This is a genomic window from Streptomyces changanensis (assembly GCF_024600715.1).
GTDB classification, from domain to species: Bacteria; Actinomycetota; Actinomycetes; order Streptomycetales; family Streptomycetaceae; genus Streptomyces; species Streptomyces changanensis.
Map to the genome: position 1 here is coordinate 6,250,220 of NZ_CP102332.1, position 18,361 is coordinate 6,268,580.

Below are 18,361 nucleotides of genomic sequence, written 5' to 3' on the forward strand. Positions count from 1 at the left end.
CGCCGGGCCGGGTGGCGGCCCGGACGCGGTCTCAGCGCTCGGCCAGCGCCTTCGACCACACGGGGCTCTCGAAGTAGTGGTTGTCGTACAGCTGCGAACTGTCGCGGATGTCCTGGACGGTGGCCTCGCCGCGGTAGACGCGCTCCAGCAGCCGGTAGTAGTCGAAGCGGTCCATACCGGGGGTGAAGACCACCAGCATCTCCGCTTCGCTGCCGGGGGCCGGCGCGAAGGCGTGCGGCACCGTCGGAGGGACGGTCAGGAAGTCGCCCTTGCGCAGGGTCAGGATCTCGTCGTCCACGAGGACGCGCATCGTGCCGTCGAGGACGAGGAACATCTCGGTGGCCTTGGTGTGGAAGTGCGCGGGCGCCCCCGGAGAGCCCTCGCGGAACGTGGCCTTGTTGGCGGTGAGCGCCCCACCCGTCACCCCCGCGTCCGCGAGCAGCGTGATCAGGCTCGTCGCGCCGTCCTGGAGGGACTCGGCGGTCTCCGCCCGGACGAGGACGGGGCCGGCCTGCTGGGTCGTGCTGGTGTTCATGGTTCCTCCCGGATGTCCGGCCCCGGCTTCTTACCGGCGGTCCCTGCTGACACAGATGAATCTACGGCCCGGAAAGACCCATGGCGGGGTGCATTCGGAGTCATGATCCACGGGTCAATCGGGGGGGGGCGGCAGAAAATTCATCCGCGCGACCACGGCGGCGCGAGACCGTACCGACTCGATGACGGCTCGACGTCCGCTCGGGTCCGGTCGGGTCGGGCTCGCGGCGCCTGGCCCGCGCTCCCTCATGTCCTTCGGGCACGGGAGGCGCCCCCACGCGGCGATGTCGTCGGTCGCCACGGCTCCGCCATGACTCCACTCGTCCGCCTTGTGATCGCGCGCGCCGGACACCGTTCCCTCATCCGGGCCGACGGGGAGGGCGCCCCTGGCTCCGGGCTCGCGCCAGCAGCCGCTCCCAGCACGCGCGGCAGCCGCATCCCCATGGGTCGGCCCTGTCGGTGTGCAGGGGCTCCAGGCCTGTGACGTGGCCGAAGACGTACTCCTCGATCGCTTGGTGGGCCGCCGGGGTGAGCGTCGCCCACCGCACATCCAGTTTGTGCAGAGCGTGGCGGATCTCGTCCAGGACCCGGGCTTCGGTGCGGCGCTCGCCCGCGTCGCGCGCGAGCGCCGCGGCGTGCAGCAGGGTGTGGATCGCCGCGTTCGACAGGCCCATCCGGCGTTGTTCGTAGCCGAGATCGAACAACGCGAGCCTGACGGCTCGGGAGGAGCCCCCCGGCTGGTCCGCGGTGTTCCGGACCGTCGCGGTGATGGCGCGTAGATCGTCACCGAGGTGTTCCCAGCTGAGATAGACGGCGAGGAACCAGGCGAGCACCGTGGATGTCCATGGGTGGCCGAGGGGTGGGTCAGCCGTGATCACGCTGACCAGGTTGACGCGTTCGGCGGCGAACCACGCCTCTGCGTCCTCCGGAGAGGCGAAACGCGAGGCACCGGAGAAGCGGGGGAAGAGGCGGTACGGCCTGAACATCCGGGAACGCGCGTCCCAGCAGCTGACCACGTAGTGCCGGTGCAGTCGTGTCTGGGCCGCATGTCGGTCGTCGCCGACGGCGTGGGCGAGGCCCTGTTCGGCGGCGTACAGGCGCACCAGGTCGTGCAGGCGCCAACGGCCCCAGGCGGGGCCCGGGTCGACGAGATGGGTGTCGGCGAGGTCCAAGAGGAGTTCCTCGGCCTCGGCCAGGGCGACGCCCGCCAACCGGGCGGCGGACTCGGTGGAGATGTCCGGGCCCGGGTTGAGCGGCAGCAGGCGCAGGAGCCGGCTGTGGCGGGGGGAGAGGCGCCGGTAGGACAGGTCGAAGGCGGCGCGCACCGAGCGGTCCCGGCGGCGCAGTCGGTCCAGGCGGGAGTGCTGCTCCGTCAGGAGGGTGGTCAGGGACGCGAGGGGACGGGTGGGGCTGTCGGCCAGCAGCGCGGCGATGATCCGCAGGGCCAGCGGCAGGCCCCCGCACAGCCGGGCGGTCACGGCCGCGTGGTCCGGTGCGTCCGCTACCCGGGTGTCGCCGGGGCCCCGAGCCGCACGGAGTGCTCGGTCCAGCAGCTCCACGGAGGCGGCCTCGTCGAGGGCGGCCAGATCGTGCAGGCGGGCACCCACGTCCAGGTTGTCGCGGGAGGTGACCAGGGTCGCGGTGGCGCCGTCGGAGGGGAGCAGCGGCCGTACCTGGTCCTCGCTGGAGGCGTTGTCCACCACGACCAGGACGCGGCGGCCCGCCGCCGCGAGCGCGGACAGTGTGCTGCGGTAGAGGAGGGAGCGGCCCTGGAGGTCGGGTGGGATCCTTTCGGGCGGTGTGCCGAGGGCGCGCAGCAAGTGGTCGAGGGCGTGCTCGGGAGTGAGCGGGCTCTCGGCGTCGTAGCCGAGCATGTCGATGAAGAGGACGCCGCCGGGGAACCAGCCCTCTTCGTCCATCGCGCGCTTGGCGGTCTGCACGACCAGTTCCGTCTTCCCGACCCCTCCCAGTCCGGCGACCGCCGACACCAGGACCGCCTGCTGCCGCACGCCCGGCGCCAGCTCCCGGAGGAGAGCGGTGAGCTCCGCCTCCCGCCCGGTGAAGGTGCCCGAGGCCGGGGGCAGGCCCGACAGCGCCACGGGGACCGGCCGAGGCAGTTGTACGGTGACGTCCCGGCCCTGGACCACCGGGCCCAGGAAGACCCCGCCGGAGATCTCGTTACGGACCTCGTCGTGCGCGTGTCCGTCCCTCCGCCCCCGGCCGCGCTCCTCGGACATCGTCCCCCCACGGGTCACTCCTGTGGGCCCAGTATCCCTCGACCGCGCCCAGCCGGTCAGGAGATCGGACGGGTGGTGCGTGCCGGGGAACCGAGGTCTTCCCCGGTCGCCTTCCTGTGTCGAGTCGCGCGTGGGCGGTCCGGCGTCCGACGTCAGCCCGTCAGTCCTCGCGCGGGTGGACACCCGGCGTGAGGGCCCTGCCTTGGAGGGCCGTCGTCGGTTCGGCTGCGGCTCGGCGAGAGGAGCGCGGAGGGTGTGGCACCCGCGCGCTGACCACCGGGGTGCGCCAACGCGGGCAGCGCCCCGCGCGGCCTGGCGGGACGGAGCCAGGCTGGGGAGGGGATCAGCTGCTCACCGGCCGGCGTTCCGGCCGCTCCGTTCGTCACGCTCCTCCGCGGCGGGACGGCATCCGCGGGTCAAGGCCGCGGCGCCGGACAGCGTGGCCGCCACGAGCAGGGTCCGGGAGACGCGGGACACCCGGAAGACCTTGCGGGCCAGCGGGCGGCGGGCCACCACGCAGACCACGGTGCCCCGGTCGCGAGCGGCCCGGTGGACCCGTACCAGCACGTCGACCAGGGCGGCCGTGACGAGAGCCGTCCGTACGTCGACGATCACCGTGCGGGCACCGGAACCCGTGACCACGGTACGGAGTTCCCGCTCGGCGGCCTCCTCCTCGTGCGCGTCGACGACGTCGCCGATCTCGATCACGAGGTCGTCGCTGCTGAGGCGGTAGCACGGGAACGGCAACGCTGGCTCCTCGCAGGCATACCGGAGAGAGGGAGGCCGCTTCCTGACCACCGCCGTCCGCTTACCCCTGACGTGCGGCACCATGCTGATCCCGTGGCGAAGGGGGGACCCGCTTGCCGCTTGCCGCTTGTCGTTTGCCGGCCTGCCATCGGCGACGGCGGGGGGTGTGCCGATGCGACGCGCGCGAACAGGCCGTGCTGCAGCCGGGGGAGTCGAAGGCCCTCGGCGCGTCTTCGGACCAGTGGACGCATGACTCCCGGGGGTTCGGGCACTCGCGTCTCCGGCCCGGTCTTCTTCGGTCTTCGCGGTGCAGCCGCCCGAGCGCCGCCGCGGCGGCACGGAGGACCCGACACCGCCCCCGCTAGTTGCTCCAGCGGGTATCCCGCGCCTGCATGTACCGTGGGGGCCATGAAGGCGATGACTCTGCAGACCTATGGAACGGCCCAGGACCTCGAACTGACCGACCAGCCCGACCCCAAGGTGGCGCCGGGTGAAGTGCTCGTGCGCGTGAAGGCCGCCGGGGTCAACCCGGTGGACTGGAAGGTGGCGGAGGGCCTGCTGGACCCCGTCATGGAGAGCCGGTTCCCGATGATTCCCGGATGGGACGTCGCCGGGGTCGTCGAACGCGTGGGGTTCGACGCCGAGGAGTTCGCCGTGGGGGACGAGGTCTTCGGGTACATCCGCAAGGACACGGCCCAGCTCGGCGCCTACGCCGAGAAGGTGTCGGCGCACGTGCGCATGCTGGCCCGCAAGCCGGCCTCGCTCGACTGGGAGCAGGCGGCCGGGCTGCCGCTCGCCGGACTCACGGCGTACCAGGCCCTGGAGCGCGTCGCTGCGGGGCCCGGCGACACCCTGCTCGTCCACGCCGCCGCCGGCGGGGTCGGCTCCCTGGCGGCCCAGATCGCCGTCGCCCGGGGCGTGCGCGTGATCGGGACCGCGGGGGAGGGCAACCACGACTTCCTGCGGGGGCTGGGTGCGGAGCCGGTGACCTACGGCGAGGGCCTGGCCGATCGGGTCCGCGCCGTGGCCCCGGACGGCGTCGACGCGGTTCTCGACTGCGTCGGTGGCGACGCCGTCGACGTCTCCCTGGAACTGCTCGGCGATCCGGGGCGGTTGGCCTCGATCGTCGCAGCGGAGGTCACCGAGCACGGCGGGCACTACGTGTGGGTGCGGCCCGACTCCGGCGGCCTGGCCGCGCTGGCCGCGCTCGCCGACGAAGGGCGGCTCACGGTGTCCGTCGCGAAGGTCCTCCCCCTGGCCGAGGCGGCCGAGTCCTGGCGCATCAGCCGCGAGGGCCACACCCGCGGCAAGCTGGTCCTCCGGGTCGACTGACACCGCCGGCGGGCACGGAGCCGGTGAGCGCGAGGCCGGCGCTCGGGGGCGACGGGCGGGTCGCCGCCCGGCGTTGACTGGCCGGCCGGTGTCCGGAGCCGTCGGGCCGGCCGGTGTCCGGAGCCGTCGGGCCGGTCGGTGCCCGAGGTGGAGGTCCGTGCCCGGGTCCGGCCGACGGGCCGGTGGCCGCAGGCGTCGGGTGGGCCGGCGCGCGGAGCCGTTGGGTACGTCGGCGTGGGGTGGTGCCTGCCGCGGTCGCGGTGCCGGGACATCAGTCGCCGTCAGGGTGTGCGTTCCCTGGCGGCGACTTCGCATGTCCGGAACAGGGGGTCCGCCGCGTACCGCAGTACCGCGGGCAGGGTGGGCCGGGCGGGGGCCGGTACGCGGTCCTGTGGAGCGGACGGCGCCACGTAAGCGGTCCGTGGGATTACAGAGAGCGGAAAATCTGTTAAAAACCGGCCGTCACCCGAGGGTTGTCGGCCATGGCGCGTACCGGGCACAGTCATGCCCGCGGTGCTTCCCCCACAGCGCCGCCGGGCCGCAGGGCGCGGGGGGCCGGCTCTCGGAGTGTCGGTCGACCGCCGTCCGGACGGGCTTTCTTGTCATGCCTCCGTCAATGCGGCCCGTTCTTCTCCTTCCGCAAAGGACCCCCATGACCCTCTCGCGCAACCGCCTGCTCACCACCGCCCTGGCCGTCGCGGCCCTGGCCGCCACCGGAATGCAGGGCGCGCACGCGGCCACCGGGCCCGAGCCGGCCCCCGGCCACTACCAGCCGCAGATGGTGCACGCGCTGGCGCAGTCCCTCGGCGTCAGCGACACGGCGGCGGTCCGGCACCTGGACCGCCAGGCCGACCAGCAGGAAACCCTCGACCGCCTGGAGCGCGCCGGAGTGCGCGCCGACGGGGCGTTCTTCGACGACGCCGGCCGCCTCGTCGTCAACGCCGCGGACGGACGCGCCGCGGGCGCCGTGCGGAACGCCGGCCTCCAGGCGCGCATACCCGAGCGCGGCGAGGCCGCGCTCGACCGGATCAAGGCCGCGCTCGACGCACAGGCCACCCGGCAGGTGCCCGAGGGCGTGACCTCGTGGGAGGTGGACGTCGCCTCCGACACCGTCACCGTCACGGTCGCGGACCGGAACCAGGCCGCCGCCCGCGCCTTCCTCGCGGCGGCCGCCCGTCACGGCGGCAGCGCCGTCCGCGTGGTGGAGGACAAGGACGTCCTCGAAGCGCAGGCCACCGTGTACCCGGGCAGCCGCATGAACATCAACAACGACCCGGGCTCCTGGTGCTCGGTCGGCTTCGGGGCGCGCGACTCCCAGGGCCGTCAGCACCTGGTGTCCGCGGGGCACTGCGTCGCCGGCGGGCCCGGCCTGTACCTCGACGGCGACCGGTTCGCGGTCGGCGAGCGCTCCCGCTACCGCGAGGGGTACGACAGCGTCGACATGGGCACCGCCCGGGTCGACTCCGGCGACGCGATCGCCACGTCCGTCGGCACCTGGGGCAACGGCGGGCCCGTCGCGGTCAAGGGCAGCCAGCGCGCCCCGCGCGGCGCGACGGTGTGCAAGTCCGGCGCGACCACGGGCTGGACGTGCGGTGCGGTGTCCTCCTACAACGTCTCCGTGACCTACACCAACCCCCGGACGCGGGTGCAGACCCTCGTGACCGGCCTCGGCAGCTCCTCGGTCTGCACGGAGGGCGGTGACAGCGGCGGCGCCTACATCTCGGGCGACCAGGGACAGGGCATGACCTCCGGAGGTCCCACCGGCCAGCGGTGCAGCGGCGTGTACGGGTCCGGCTCGTCCTACTTCCAGCCGCTCGACGACACCCTGCGGTACTACGGGCTCACGCTGAACACCCAGTGAACCCGCGGGGGCGGTGCGTCCGTCGGCGCGCCGCCCCCGTACCCTCCCCCTCACCGGCCATACCCGGCCCGCACCGATCCCCACCGGGTCCGTCCCCGACACCGCACCCCGACACCCGCCACCGCCCGCCCCACACCCCGCCCGTGCCGCCCGCCGTGCCTCCCGCGGTTCCGTCACGCCGCCCCGCTCGTGAAGGCCACATGCCGCACCTCCCCGCCGACGACCCCCCGGACGCCCCGGCAACCTTCGACGCGGCGCTCCGGCAGGCCCTCCGCCAGCGCGGTCTGCCCCTGCAGCGCGTGTGCGACCGCCTGGCCGAGCGCGGCATACGGATCAGCCCCGCCACGCTCAGCCACTGGCAGCGCGGCCGCAGCCTGCCCGAACGCCCGCAGTCCCTCCGGGCCGTGCGGAAGCTGGAGGAGATCCTGGCCGTACCCCGCGGCCACCTCGTCGGACTCCTCCAACCCCACCGGCCGCGGGGGAGGGCGCGCACCAGCGGCCAGGACGTCACCGCCTCGCGCCGCGTCTTCGCCCCGGGTTCCGAGGTGGAGCGGGCCCTCGGCGCCGCGTTCGCGCTCTTCAACCGGGACATCGCCCCGCTCTCCATCCACGAGGCGGTCCACGTGGCCGAGGACCGCTGCATCCGCCGCCTGTCCGTCACCCAGGTGCTCCGCGCCATCTGCGACGGCCCGGACCGGCTGACCCTCGTGCACCAGGTCGACGAGGGCGTGCCGCCGGAGCTCGACTTCACCGTCCACTGCGGCGCGCTCGGCGCGGTGCGGACGGAAGGTCCCCTGCGGTGCGTGGTCGCCGACATCCTGCTGGGGCGGCCCCTGCGGCGCGGCGAGACCGCCGTCGTCCGCTACGACGTCGACTTCCCGTCGGGGCCCGCCGCCAGCTCGTTCTACGAACGTCGCGTCCGCACCAACCTGCGTGAGTACCTGTTGCACGTCTCCTTCGCCCCCGGAGCGGTGCCGGCGACGTGCCACAAGTACTACCGGCGCCGGACCGACGCCCCGCAGGAGCAGGTCGCCCGCCTCGTCGTCGACGCCTCGCGGGCCGCCCACCTGTACCCGGGGAAGTGCACCCCCGGCGTCCACGGCATGCACTGGACCTGGCCGCCCGGCCCCGACGACGACACCGGCTGAGCCCCTGCCCGCCCGGAGCCAGGACGTCGACGCGGCTCGCGAAGGCGTCCGTCCGGGTCTCCGTCGCGGGGGCGCCGAGCAGCCGCCCTGCCAGGACCTGCCGACGACGGCCGGCGGTTGCGGCGCGCCACCGGTCTCGCGCAGGACGGGGCCGCCCGTGTCGCCCTGGCAGACGACCGCGTCGCCGGCGGCGGCCGACCGAAGCGGGTGGGCGGGTCAGGAAGGGATCTGAAACCGGCGACCTTACTGCGGCGGTTGTGCATACGTCCCGCGATCGAGCATCTGCTCGCATGTAGTTCCGCTGTCCGGACCTGAGGGGAGGAGACTGTCAGTGCCCGACGCCGACCAGTCCTGGCGCCAGTGTGTTTGCCTGGGTCATACCCCCGGGTCCTCCGTCACGGGCAGACACTCGGCGAGCAGGTCGACGACGTCGCGCCAGGCTCGCTGCGCGTGCCGTGGGTGGTAGCCGACGCCGGGGACCGTGGGGTGGTCGACCGGCGGGTGGTGGAAGCCGTGCAGGGCTCCGCCGTAGACCGTGAGGCGCCAGTCGACGCCCGCGGCCTGCATCTCGGCGGTGAACGCGGTCCGTTGCGCGGGCGACATGATCGGGTCTTCCGACCCGACCCCCGCCCACACCGGGCAGCGAATGCGCGCTGCCTCGCCCGGTCGGCCCGTGGTAGTCGCGTTGACTGTCCCGATCGCGTGCAGGTTGACGCCGTCGCGCCCGAGTTCCAGCCCGATCGCGCCCCCGGTGCCGTAGCCGACGGTGGCGATCCGTTCGGGGTCGGTCCGCGGTTCGGTGCGCAACACGTCGAGCGCCGCGTGGCCGATGCGCCGCATCCGGTCGGGGTCGGCGAGCAGCGGCAGGCAACGGGCCAGCATCTCCTCGGGGTCACCCAGATAGCGCCCGCCGTGAAGGTCGAAGGCCAGCGCTACATATCCCAGCTCGGCGAGAGCATCGGCCCGGCGGCGCTCGACGTCGCTGAGCCCCATGCCCTCCGGTCCGAGCAGCACCGCGGGCCGGCGGTCGACGCCGGTGGGGAGCGCGAGGTGCCCGATCATCGTCAAACCGTCGGCCGGGTACTCGACCGTACGCGTCGTCATCGTCGTCATGAGCCTGGACTGTAGTGATCGTCGAGCCCGGTCCGGCCGGTGTTCTGCCGCCGGCAGAACAGCGCGGGTGTCCCTCTGAAATGCGGCGAGGGCTCACAGGAACCGTCACAAGCCCCGTTCCCACGGCGGCGCTATCGGATCACCGGCCCAGGCCACGGTGTTGGAGGCTGACCCTCGTAGCAGGATCCTGGGGTATACCGGCCCGCTCCCGTGAAGGGCGTCACCAGCTGGTTCGCCTCACGGTTCGGGCGGCGTGGCGGAGACCTGCGGCAGTCAGGTCCTGCTCGCGCAGCGGGGTGAGGTCGACGTCGGGTTTCAAGATCATCCCGTCGTTCCTTTGGCGCGCATCTCGGTCAGAGCCCAGGAACGTGGTCAGGCCGCCTGTGTGGGCGCCCCCGGACGCATCGTGCCCAGGGAGGGAACGGCCGTGCGGAACTCCTAATTGGTCCAGACCTATTGACCGGATTGGTTCATACCAATAGCCTCCCTGCCGTGTGAGTGTCATGGCACGACCGACAGGTCGGACCACCGACAGGTCGGATCGGCACGGGTCGGACCCCCACGGGTCCGACGGAACAGGTCCCCACGAACGACGGGCGGCCGCACGCGCGGGCACGCCGCCCGGACCCCTTACGGAACCGACACTCGAGGGAGACGCCTTGAGATCCCCCACCGCCAGACGCCCGTGGACACGGGCCACGGCGCTGCTCGCCTGCCTGGTCCTCCCGCTCGCCGCCATGGTCGGCCTCGCCGCTCCGGCACAGGCCGCCGACGCCCAGGCGACGTACCGGAAGACCCAGGACTGGGGCGGCGGCTTCACCGGCCAATGGACCGTCAAGAACACCGGCACCACCGCCATCGACGGCTGGACCGTCTCCTGGGACTTCCCCGCCGGCACCTCCGTCACGTCCGCCTGGGACGCCACCGTCACCGGCTCCGGCACCCGATGGACCGCGAGGAACGCCTCGTACAACGGCACCCTCGCCCCTGGCGCCAGCGTCTCCTTCGGCTTCAACGGCACCGGAAGCGGCGGCGCGGACGCGACCGGCTGCGCCCTGAACGGCGCCCCCTGCGACGGATCGGGCACCCCCGGCGACGCACCGCCGTCCGCCCCCGGCACGCCCACCGCCGGGACCGTCACCGACACCGCGGTGACCCTCAGGTGGACGGCCGCCACCGACGACAAGGGCGTGAGGAACTACGACGTGTACCGGGGCTCCGCCAAGGTCGCCACGGTCACGGCCGCCGGTCACACCGACACCGGGCTCTCGCCGGGCACCACGTACGAGTACAGCGTCCGCGCCCGCGACACCGCGGACCAGGTCGGTCCCGCCGGCGGCACCCTGACGGTGACCACCACGGGCGGCGGCGACGGCGGCGCCCGCTTCGTCCAGGCCTCGCCCTACCTGTACCTCGGCTGGGGCGACCCGCCGAACGCCACCGAGGTCATGAGGGCCACGGGCACCAAGTGGTTCACGATGGCCTTCATCCTCGCCCGGAACGGCTGCACCCCCGCGTGGGACGGCCAGCGCCCCCTCACCGGCGGCGTCGACGAGTCCACCATCAGGGCGATCCGCGCGGCCGGCGGCGACGTCGTCCCGTCCATCGGCGGCTGGAGCGGCAACAAGCTCGGCCCCAACTGCTCCACCCCCGAGGCCCTGGCCGGCGCCTACCAGAAGGTGATCGACGCCTACGGCCTGAAGGCGATCGACGTCGACATCGAGAACACCGACGAGTTCGAGAACGCCGCCGTCCAGGACCGCATCCTCACCGCCCTGAAGATCGTCAAGCGGAACAACCCCGGCCTGCGGACGATCCTGACCTTCCCGACCCTCGTCAGCGGCCCCAACTCCTGGGGCGACCGCCTCATCGAGCGCGCCCACGCCCTCGACGCGGACATCGACAACTTCACCATCATGCCGTTCAACTTCGGCGGTGGAGCCGACATGTACGGCAGCACCGTCACCGCCACCGAGGGCCTGAAGGACAAGCTGGTGTCCGTCTTCGGCTGGAGCGACGCGCAGGCCTACGCCCACATCGGCATCTCCGGCATGAACGGCAGCAGCGACACCGGAGAGGTGACCACCCCCCGGATCTGGACCCAGATCCGCGACTGGGCGAACGCCCACCACATCAGCCGTCTGGCCTTCTGGTCGGTCAACCGGGACCGGCCGAACTGGGAGTTCACCACCATCACCGCCGGCTTCACCGGCTGACGGGGCCCGCCACCCCCCACGCGGCGCCCCCGGCCGAGGCCGGGGGCGCCGTCCCCGCCGCCGTCCCCGTTCCCGTCCCGTTCCGCGCGTGGCCGCCCCGGCTGCCCCGTCTGCCCGTTGGCCGCCCGTCGGCGGCCGGGCGTCACCGGTCTCGCGCCACGGTCCCTCGCCTCACCGGTCCTGCGCCGCCGGCTCCCGGCCGTCCGGTGCCGTCCGGTCCTCCGTCGCCTGGCAGACGACCTCGTCCCGCGGCGTGTAGCGCGTGTGGAACGGCTCGCGCCGGACCTCCCGGCCGTCCTGGACGAACACCCGGTCCACGGTCACGTCGAAGCCCTCCAGCGGGGTCTGCGGTACGCACGCCTCGTCGGCGCTGACCTTCTTCGCCGGCTGCTGCACACGGGTGCGCGGCCCCTTCACCGCCTTGACCTCGTCGTACTTCTTCGTCCCGAGGAAGGTGACGGTCACGGAGGTGTCCGTGGCCTTGGCGCGGATGGCCATCGCGTGGCCCGAGTCGTTGCGGAAGCGGAGGTCGAGGTGGCCCCACGCGACCGTCGCCTCGCGGCCCTCCGGGTAGCGCTCGATGTAGAAGGAGTGCGCGCCGTACTCGACGGGCTCCAGTCCGGCGAAGAACATCGCGTTGAAGACGGTGGTGGCCACGGTGGAGACGCCGCCCCCGGCCGCCTTCGCGTACTTGTCGTCGAGGATGATGACGCCCTCCGTGAACCCGTTGGCCTCGGTGCGCTCGCCGACGGTCCGGTTGAGGCTCCAGGTCTCGCCCGGCAGCACCACCGAGCCGTCGATGAGTTCCGCTGCCCGGCCGATGTTCTTCGTGCGGTACTCGGCCCGCTCGAAGCCCACGGTGAAGGACGACATCTCCTCCTTCAGGCCCAGTTCGGAGGCGTTCTCCCGGGTCACGGCCGGCCGCGTGACCCGCGCGGGCAGCTCACCGGTACGGGCGTCGGCGCCCGACCGGGTCAGCAGGGGCAGGACCGCTCCGCTCAGCGCCCCGGGCGTCACCCGCCGGCCGACCTTGCCGTCGGCGGCCACGACGACCCGCTCGCCGTCGAGCCGCAGGACGGCGTTCTCGGGAGGGCCGGTGAGGGCGGAGACCGGGCGGGCCACCTCGGGGGCGGCCAGCAGGCCCTTGCCGTCGAGCCGGGGAACCAGCCGGCCGGCGGCGTCCGGCCGCATCTCCAGGTGCGCGCCGACGACGGCCGGGGTGATCGTCACACGCTCGCCGGCCAGGGTGAGGGTGACCGGCGCCGACATGGCCGGGCGGGCGAACTCGCCCATCGCCCGCCGCGTCTCCTGCGCGGTCACCTTCGGGTCGGTCCGCCGGCTCGGCAGCACCGTCACCGGCCCGGCCTTCTCCGCGGGGAACGCGTCCGTCAGCGGGGCGACCGCCGCGTCGACGTCCAGGGCATACCCGGTGCGGGCGGGGACCTCCCGGGCCCTGCCCCCGTCGAAGACCACCGCGCCGTCGCGTACCGTCCGGTCCAGCGACCCCGCCAGGGCGGTCAGGGCGTCGCGGGCCTCGTCCTCGTCGACCCGCACCACCGGCTCGACCCGCCGACCCGAGCGGAAGAGCCCGCCGATCACCGCGACCGGATCGGCGCCGGAGCGCGCGACCTGATCGACGGAGCGGGGGACGTCGAAGGAGAGCCCTGCCCGGCGGGGGTCCACCATGGCGTCGCGGTCACCGACCCGCACGACGAGGGGGCGCGAGGCGGGTGCCGACAGCTGCTGCTCCACCGTGCGGACGGCCTCCGCCCGGGTCAGCCCCCCGACCTCCACCCCTCCGATCGTGGTACCCGCGTCGATCTCACCGCCGCCGAAGAACAGCCCGGCGGCGTACAGCCCGCCGACGCCGACGGCGAGCGCGCCGCCCGTCCAGGCGGCGGGCCGTGCGGGAAGTATCGGGCGGCGGCGCATGGGTCTCCCTGGGGGGTCGGTGGCGGCGCACGTGCGGTGACACGGGAGGGGCGAGGGGGAGAGCGAGAGGGGACGAGAGGCGAGGGGAGAGGTGGCGGGCGGGCCCCGTCAGGCAAGTCGCCCAAAGTAGCAACAACCGGGTCCGCGCGGTATGCCCTGGATCACGCCGATCCGGCTGGAAACCGACGCCTCTGCGCGTCGTCCGCCCCGACCGGGCAGCCCGCCCCGGCCGGGCAGCCCGCCCCGGCCGGGCAGCCCGCTCCGGCCGCGCCCGCTCACGTCGTGCCCGCCGCCGTACCCGCCCAGGCCGCGCCCGCCGCCGCGCCAGCCCCAGGCCGCCCGCTCACGTCGTGCCCGCCGCCCTACCCGCCACGTCGCGCCCGCCGCCGTACCCGCTCGCACCGTGCACCGCGGGCGGGGAGTCGCCCCCACCCGCGGCCCACCCACGCGGGCGCGAGTACGGAGCCGGGGCGACGCCCCCCGGGCGAGGCGGGCGCCGGCCGTCCCGGTAGGGTCCCGCCGGGACGGGGGCGACGACTGCGGGAGGACCCATGGTGGACGGCGCGCCGACCGGTGACGGCGACGACGGGCGGCTCGTGGTCCGGCGCGCGCCGGGGGAAGCGGCCGCGGCGGTGCTGTTCCTGCACGGCGGGCGGGCCGACGCGCTCGACGCCCCGCGCCCGCTCGACCTCCCCGCCCTGCGCCTGCGCCCCTTCGCCTCCGCCGTCCTGCGCGCCACGCGCGGGGACGCCGTCGCCGTCGCCGGCGTGCGCTACCGCCACCGCGGCTGGAACGGCTCCCGCGAGGACGCCCTCCAGGACGCGCGCCGCGCCCTGGAGGAGCTGCACCGGCGCGCCGGGCCGGTACCCGTCGTGCTCGTCGGGCACTCCATGGGCGGCCGGGCCGCCCTGCGCCTGGCGGGTGACCGGTACGTGCGCGGCGTCGTCGCCCTCGCGCCCTGGTGTCCGCCCGGCGAGCCGGTGGCGCACCTGCGCGGTCGGCACGTCGTCGCCCTCCACGACGAGCGGGACCGCGTCACCGCCGCCCGCGGCTCCTGGGAGCTGGTGCGCCGGTCGCGGCAGGCGGGCGCCGGCGCGGTCGGCGTCTCCATGCCGCGGGGCGGGCACGCCATGCTGCGCGACGCCGGAGCCTGGCACCGGCTCACCACCGAGGCGGCGCTCGGCATGCTCGGCCTGGGCCCCTGCCCCGACGGCCTCCTCCGACCGGACCCCGCCGCGGACGTGCCCGTCCCGGCCGACCGGTTCGCGCGCTGAGCGCACCGCACGCGCCACGGCCCGGCCCGGACCGTGTCGGGCGGCCCGGGCCGGGTGGGGGCGGGTGTGTGGTCGGGTCACGCCGAGGGGCCCACGTTCAGGTCCTCCGGGGTGCCCCCGGTCGGGGCGTCGGCGTCCCGGGCCGCGCTCGCCTTCCGCTCCCGGGCGGGCTCCCCGCGCCGCTCCTCCTCCGGGGTGACGCCCTCCTCACCGGGGACGCGCTCCCGGGGCGACGCCTTCTCGTCCCGCGACTTCTCAGGCTGGTTCACGACGGACTCCTCTGGTCTGACGGGCGTCTTCCGGCGACGCCTCACGGGCGGATGACGGCACGGACGCAGCCGTCGGTCTTCTTCTTGAACAGGTCGTAGGCCATCGGCGCCTCGTCGAGGGACACGGTGTGCGTGGCCAGGTGGGCCGTGTCCAGCTCGCCGGCCGCCAGGCGGTCCAGGAGCATCGGGATGTACCGCTGGCCGTGCATCTGCGCGCCCCGCACGGTGAGTCCCTTGTTGACGACCGCGCCGAGCGGAAACTTGTCGACCGCGCCCGCGAACACACCGAGGATGAAGACGGTTCCCCCCTTCCGGCAGGCGTGGATGGCCTCCCGGACGGCGGTCGGCCGGTCGGTCTGGAGCCGAAGCTGCTGCTTGACCTGGTCGTACACGTGCAGGGGTCCGGTGCTGTGGGCCTCCATGCCGACCGCCTCGATGCACACGTCGGGCCCGCGACCACCGGTGCGCTCGCGCAACTCGGCGGCGACGTCGGTGGTGGAGTAGTCGATCGTCTCCGCGCCGGCGTACCGCTCCGCCATGGCCAGCCGCTCGGGGATCCGGTCGATCGAGATGACGCGTTCGGCGCCCAGCAAGGCCGCAGCCCTGGCCGCCATCTGCCCGACCGCGCCGCACCCCCACACCGCCACCACGTCGCCCGGCTTCACCCCGCCGAGGTGGGCGCCCATCCATCCCGTGGGCGCGGAGTCCGACACGAACAGGGCGCTGACGTCGTCGATCGCGTCGGGCACGGGGAACGCCCCGTAGTCGGCGAACGGGACGCGCACGTACTCGGCGTGGCTGCCGCGCAGTCCGCCCATGGCGTGCGAGTAGCCGAAGATGCCGGCCGACTCGTAGCCGAACATGGCCTGCCCGACACCGGGGTTGGTGTTGGTGTTGTCGCACAGGGACCACAGGTCGTTGGCGCAGTACCAGCACCGGCCGCAGCCGACGAACGAGCAGACGACGACCCGGTCGCCCACCTTGTGCCGCCGCACCCCGGGCCCCGTCTCCAGGACCTCGCCGACGAACTCGTGGCCGATGACGTCCCCGGCCCGCATCGCCGGGATGTACCCGCCGATCAAGTGCAGGTCCGACCCGCACGTCGTCCCGGCGACGAGCCGGACGATCATGTCCTGGTCGTTGCGCAGTTCCGGGTCGGGAACCCGCTCCACCGACAGCTTGTTCACGCCTTCCCAGCACAGCGCCTTCACAGCACTCCCTCCCCGCCCGACCTGCGCGTCACCAGCCCGACGAGGCGTCCGCCCGGTGTGTCCCGCGTGGTGGGCGGCGCGTCGGGCTCCAGCACCTCGCCCGCCTCCAGCAGGGCCTTCGCGTCGCGCAGCGCCCGGCGCACGTCCTGGCGCGGGTCCTCGCCCGCGAGCCTCGCCACGGGGGACGTGGCCACGGGCGGCGTGCCCCCGCGCAGGCGCGCGGCCAGCTCCGTGCCCCGCCCGCCGGGGGCCGGGCGGGTGCGCACCTCGATCCGGTCCGCGTACTTCCGCAGGGGCTCCGGCGGGTCACCCGGGTCGATCTCCTCGGGCGGCCGGTTGACGGTGACCGTCAGCCACCGGTCGCCGCCTTCCGTCCGGTCCGCCGACCGGGCGGCCACCCGGCGCCACAGCGCCACCGAGGCCGCGCCGACGGCCGTGGCGGCCGTGGCGGCCGTGGCGGTCAGGAGCCGGTGCCTGGTACTGCTCATGCGTTGCCTCCAGGGGGGCGGGAGCCGGGGGACGCGCGGGCCGCGGGCCCGGCAGCCGGATCGCCGGCGGGGCCGTGACCGCGCGCGGCGGGTCGTTTCCGGCGTCGGGTACCCCGGTTCACCGGAGCGCAACGACCGCTCCCGGCCCGGTTCCGACGACACCGCGACGGCGTCCGCCGCTGCGGGGAACGGTCCGCGCGGCTCGCTGCGGTCCGTGGTGCCCGTCCGTAGGCCGTCCGAGGGCGGACGGCCCCGGCAGGCCGGGTCCCCGTGACCTGCGTGGCAGACCTGCGTGGCGTGAGTGGCGCCGGGGAAAACGGCACCCATGTCCACCACCAATGATCACGGGCAGCCGCTCGAACGCGCCCTGACCACCCCCCTGCTCTACTTCTTCATCCTGGGTGACGTTCTCGGCGCCGGGGTCTACGTCCTGATCGGCCAGGTCGCCGCCGACTCGGGCGGCGCCGTCTGGGTGCCGCTCGCCGTCGCCCTGGGCCTCGCCCTGCTCACCGCCGCCTCGTACGCCGAGCTCGCGACGAAGTACCCGCGGGCCGGCGGGGCGTCGCACTACGTCACCCGCGCCTACGGGCCCTTCGCCGGTTTCGTCGCCGGGTTCTGCATGCTGGCCGCGGGGATCGTCTCCGTCGCGGCGCTCGCCCGGGGCTTCGCCGGCGACTACCTCTCGGCCTTCGCCACCGTGCCGGTCGCGGTCGTCGCCGTGCTGTTCCTGGCGGCCCTCGCCCTGCTCAACGCCCGCGGCATCCGCGAGTCCACCCGCGCCAACGTCGTCGCCACGCTCATCGAGGTGGGCGGCCTGGCGATCGTCATCGCCCTCGGCGCCTGGCTCCTGCTGCGCGGCGACGGCGATCCGGGCCGCCTCACCCGGCTCGGTACGGACGGGCAGGGCGCGGTGGCGTCCGTGCTGAGCGGCGCGGTCCTCGCCTACTACTCCTTCGCCGGTTTCGAGACGTCCGTCAACGTCGCCGAGGAGACCCGGGACCCGCGCCGCTCCTACCCGCGCGCCCTGTTCGGCGCACTCGCCACGGCCGGCGCCGTCTACGTACTGGTCGGCATCGCCGCGTCCGCCGCCGTACCGACCGACACGCTGGCGACGTCCAGCGGCCCCCTGCTCGAAGTGGTCAAGGCGGCGGGCGGCGTGCCGGTGTGGCTGTTCAGCGCCATCGCGCTGGTCGCCGTCGCCAACGGCGCGCTGCTCACCGGCATCATGTCCTCGCGCCTCGCGTACGGCATGGCCCGCGACGGCCTGCTGCCCTCCCCGCTCGGCAGGGTCCTGCCCCGCCGGCGCACACCGTGGGTGGCCATCACCGTCACCACCGTCCTGTCGATGCTGCTGGCGCTCACGGGCGGCGTCGCCACCCTCGCCTCCACCCTGGTGCTGCTCCTGCTGGTGGTCTTCTTCCTGGTGAACACCGCCGCCCTGGTCCTGCGGCGCGATCCCGGCACGCCGGGCCACTTCCGCGCACCGGTCGTCCTCCCGGTGCTCGGCGCCCTCTCGTGCGTCGTGCTCGCCACCCGCATCGAGGGGGAGGTGTGGGCCCGGGGTCTGCTCGTGCTGGCCGTCGGCGTCGTCCTCGGCGTGTCCGCCGCCCGCCGGCGCGCCTCGCGCCCGGGTGGGCCGGTCCACGACACCACCGCGGACGACGTGACGCGGACCGGGTGACCTCGATCCACGCGGCGTGACCCGGCCGGGGAGCGCGGCCCCGGCCCGGGGGGCGTGGCCTCTCGGGGAGCGCGGCCCCGGCTCGGGGAGCGCGGCCCCGGCTCGGGGGGTGCGGCCCCGGATCGATGGTGCGCCCCGGCCGGGGAGGCGTGGCCCCGGGCCGGGAGGCGTGGCCCCGGGCCGGGGCGCCGCGGGCAGGGGGCCTGGGCCGGGGTGCGCCCCCGCCTTGTGCGACGTGGCCCCGGCCCGGGCAGCGTCCCCCCGGTCCGGACGGCGGTCCGGCGGGCCGGAGGGTCCCCGTCCCGGACGGGCCCGGGA

General features: G+C 74.6%; 14 protein-coding genes. 6 read left to right on the top strand and 8 right to left on the bottom strand.

The genetic code is table 11. The features are described 5' to 3' along the window. Positions 1-31 precede the first annotated feature (31 nt). From NRO40_RS27360 to NRO40_RS27370, 3 genes are all read right to left on the bottom strand, one after another. On the bottom strand, positions 32-535 hold the full coding sequence (locus NRO40_RS27360; protein ID WP_058940435.1) for a cupin domain-containing protein: 504 nt from the start codon (positions 533-535) through the stop codon (positions 32-34). Between the two features lie 358 nt (positions 536-893). After that, the gene (locus NRO40_RS27365) at positions 894-2,771 is read right to left on the bottom strand and encodes an ATP-binding protein (RefSeq protein ID WP_058940436.1); all 1,878 of its coding nucleotides are present in this window, start codon (positions 2,769-2,771) and stop codon (positions 894-896) included. 351 nt (positions 2,772-3,122) lie between these two features. After that, positions 3,123-3,518, bottom strand: a complete 396-nt coding sequence (locus tag NRO40_RS27370; RefSeq protein ID WP_058940437.1) for a hypothetical protein — start codon at positions 3,516-3,518, stop codon at positions 3,123-3,125. Positions 3,519-3,926: 408 nt separating this feature from the next. Here NRO40_RS27370 and NRO40_RS27375 point away from each other — a divergent pair, with 408 nt between their 5' ends. The 3 genes from NRO40_RS27375 (at position 3,927) to NRO40_RS27385 (ending at position 7,859) form a co-directional block, all read left to right on the top strand. Beyond that, positions 3,927-4,850: an NADP-dependent oxidoreductase gene (locus NRO40_RS27375; protein WP_058940438.1), complete on the top strand. Its 924-nt coding sequence runs from the start codon at positions 3,927-3,929 to the stop codon at positions 4,848-4,850. Positions 4,851-5,502: 652 nt separating this feature from the next. Continuing rightward, the gene (locus NRO40_RS27380; protein WP_058940439.1) at positions 5,503-6,711 is read left to right on the top strand and encodes a S1 family peptidase; all 1,209 of its coding nucleotides are present in this window, start codon (positions 5,503-5,505) and stop codon (positions 6,709-6,711) included. A 200-nt stretch (positions 6,712-6,911) separates the two neighbouring features. After that, the gene (locus NRO40_RS27385) at positions 6,912-7,859 is read left to right on the top strand and encodes a helix-turn-helix domain-containing protein (protein ID WP_058940440.1); all 948 of its coding nucleotides are present in this window, start codon (positions 6,912-6,914) and stop codon (positions 7,857-7,859) included. 375 nt (positions 7,860-8,234) lie between these two features. Here the strand turns inward: NRO40_RS27385 and NRO40_RS27390 are convergent, their stop codons facing one another. After that, positions 8,235-8,972: a dienelactone hydrolase family protein gene (locus tag NRO40_RS27390; RefSeq protein ID WP_107114988.1), complete on the bottom strand. Its 738-nt coding sequence runs from the start codon at positions 8,970-8,972 to the stop codon at positions 8,235-8,237. A 659-nt stretch (positions 8,973-9,631) separates the two neighbouring features. Between NRO40_RS27390 and NRO40_RS27395 the strand changes: the two genes are divergently transcribed. Next, on the top strand, positions 9,632-11,188 hold the full coding sequence (locus tag NRO40_RS27395) for a cellulose binding domain-containing protein (protein ID WP_232790941.1): 1,557 nt from the start codon (positions 9,632-9,634) through the stop codon (positions 11,186-11,188). Positions 11,189-11,359: 171 nt separating this feature from the next. Here NRO40_RS27395 and NRO40_RS27400 read toward each other — a convergent pair whose 3' ends face one another. Next, entirely contained in the window at positions 11,360-13,120 is a 1,761-nt protein-coding gene (locus NRO40_RS27400) for a VanW family protein (protein ID WP_058940441.1), read from the bottom strand. Positions 13,121-13,671: 551 nt separating this feature from the next. Between NRO40_RS27400 and NRO40_RS27405 the strand changes: the two genes are divergently transcribed. Next, on the top strand, positions 13,672-14,394 hold the full coding sequence (locus tag NRO40_RS27405) for an alpha/beta hydrolase (RefSeq protein ID WP_079046793.1): 723 nt from the start codon (positions 13,672-13,674) through the stop codon (positions 14,392-14,394). A 77-nt stretch (positions 14,395-14,471) separates the two neighbouring features. Here the strand turns inward: NRO40_RS27405 and NRO40_RS27410 are convergent, their stop codons facing one another. From NRO40_RS27410 to NRO40_RS27420, 3 genes are read right to left on the bottom strand one after another with little or no spacing between them, the layout of a single operon-like run. Then, a complete protein-coding gene (locus tag NRO40_RS27410) occupies positions 14,472-14,663 on the bottom strand; it encodes a hypothetical protein (protein ID WP_058940442.1) in 192 nt (63 codons plus the stop codon). Positions 14,664-14,704: 41 nt separating this feature from the next. Further along, entirely contained in the window at positions 14,705-15,874 is a 1,170-nt protein-coding gene (locus NRO40_RS27415) for a zinc-dependent alcohol dehydrogenase (RefSeq protein WP_058940443.1), read from the bottom strand. Beyond that, the gene (locus tag NRO40_RS27420) at positions 15,871-16,362 is read right to left on the bottom strand and encodes a hypothetical protein (protein ID WP_058940444.1); all 492 of its coding nucleotides are present in this window, start codon (positions 16,360-16,362) and stop codon (positions 15,871-15,873) included. The genes NRO40_RS27415 and NRO40_RS27420 overlap by 4 nt, the downstream gene beginning before the upstream one ends. 325 nt (positions 16,363-16,687) lie before the next feature. Here NRO40_RS27420 and NRO40_RS27425 point away from each other — a divergent pair, with 325 nt between their 5' ends. After that, entirely contained in the window at positions 16,688-18,043 is a 1,356-nt protein-coding gene (locus NRO40_RS27425) for an APC family permease (protein ID WP_058940445.1), read from the top strand. The last annotated feature ends 318 nt before the right edge of the window (positions 18,044-18,361 follow it).

Coding starts and splice junctions, on each gene's coding strand:
- NRO40_RS27360 (WP_058940435.1), bottom strand. CDS start 535: ATGAACACCAGCACGACCCAGCAGGCCGGCCCCGTCCTCGTCCGGGCG.
- NRO40_RS27420 (WP_058940444.1), bottom strand. CDS start 16,362: ATGAGCAGTACCAGGCACCGGCTCCTGACCGCCACGGCCGCCACGGCC.
- NRO40_RS27400 (WP_058940441.1), bottom strand. CDS start 13,120: ATGCGCCGCCGCCCGATACTTCCCGCACGGCCCGCCGCCTGGACGGGC.
- NRO40_RS27390 (WP_107114988.1), bottom strand. CDS start 8,972: ATGACGACGATGACGACGCGTACGGTCGAGTACCCGGCCGACGGTTTG.
- NRO40_RS27405 (WP_079046793.1), top strand. CDS start 13,672: ATGGTGGACGGCGCGCCGACCGGTGACGGCGACGACGGGCGGCTCGTG.
- NRO40_RS27365 (WP_058940436.1), bottom strand. CDS start 2,771: ATGTCCGAGGAGCGCGGCCGGGGGCGGAGGGACGGACACGCGCACGAC.
- NRO40_RS27425 (WP_058940445.1), top strand. CDS start 16,688: ATGTCCACCACCAATGATCACGGGCAGCCGCTCGAACGCGCCCTGACC.
- NRO40_RS27385 (WP_058940440.1), top strand. CDS start 6,912: ATGCCGCACCTCCCCGCCGACGACCCCCCGGACGCCCCGGCAACCTTC.
- NRO40_RS27380 (WP_058940439.1), top strand. CDS start 5,503: ATGACCCTCTCGCGCAACCGCCTGCTCACCACCGCCCTGGCCGTCGCG.
- NRO40_RS27375 (WP_058940438.1), top strand. CDS start 3,927: ATGAAGGCGATGACTCTGCAGACCTATGGAACGGCCCAGGACCTCGAA.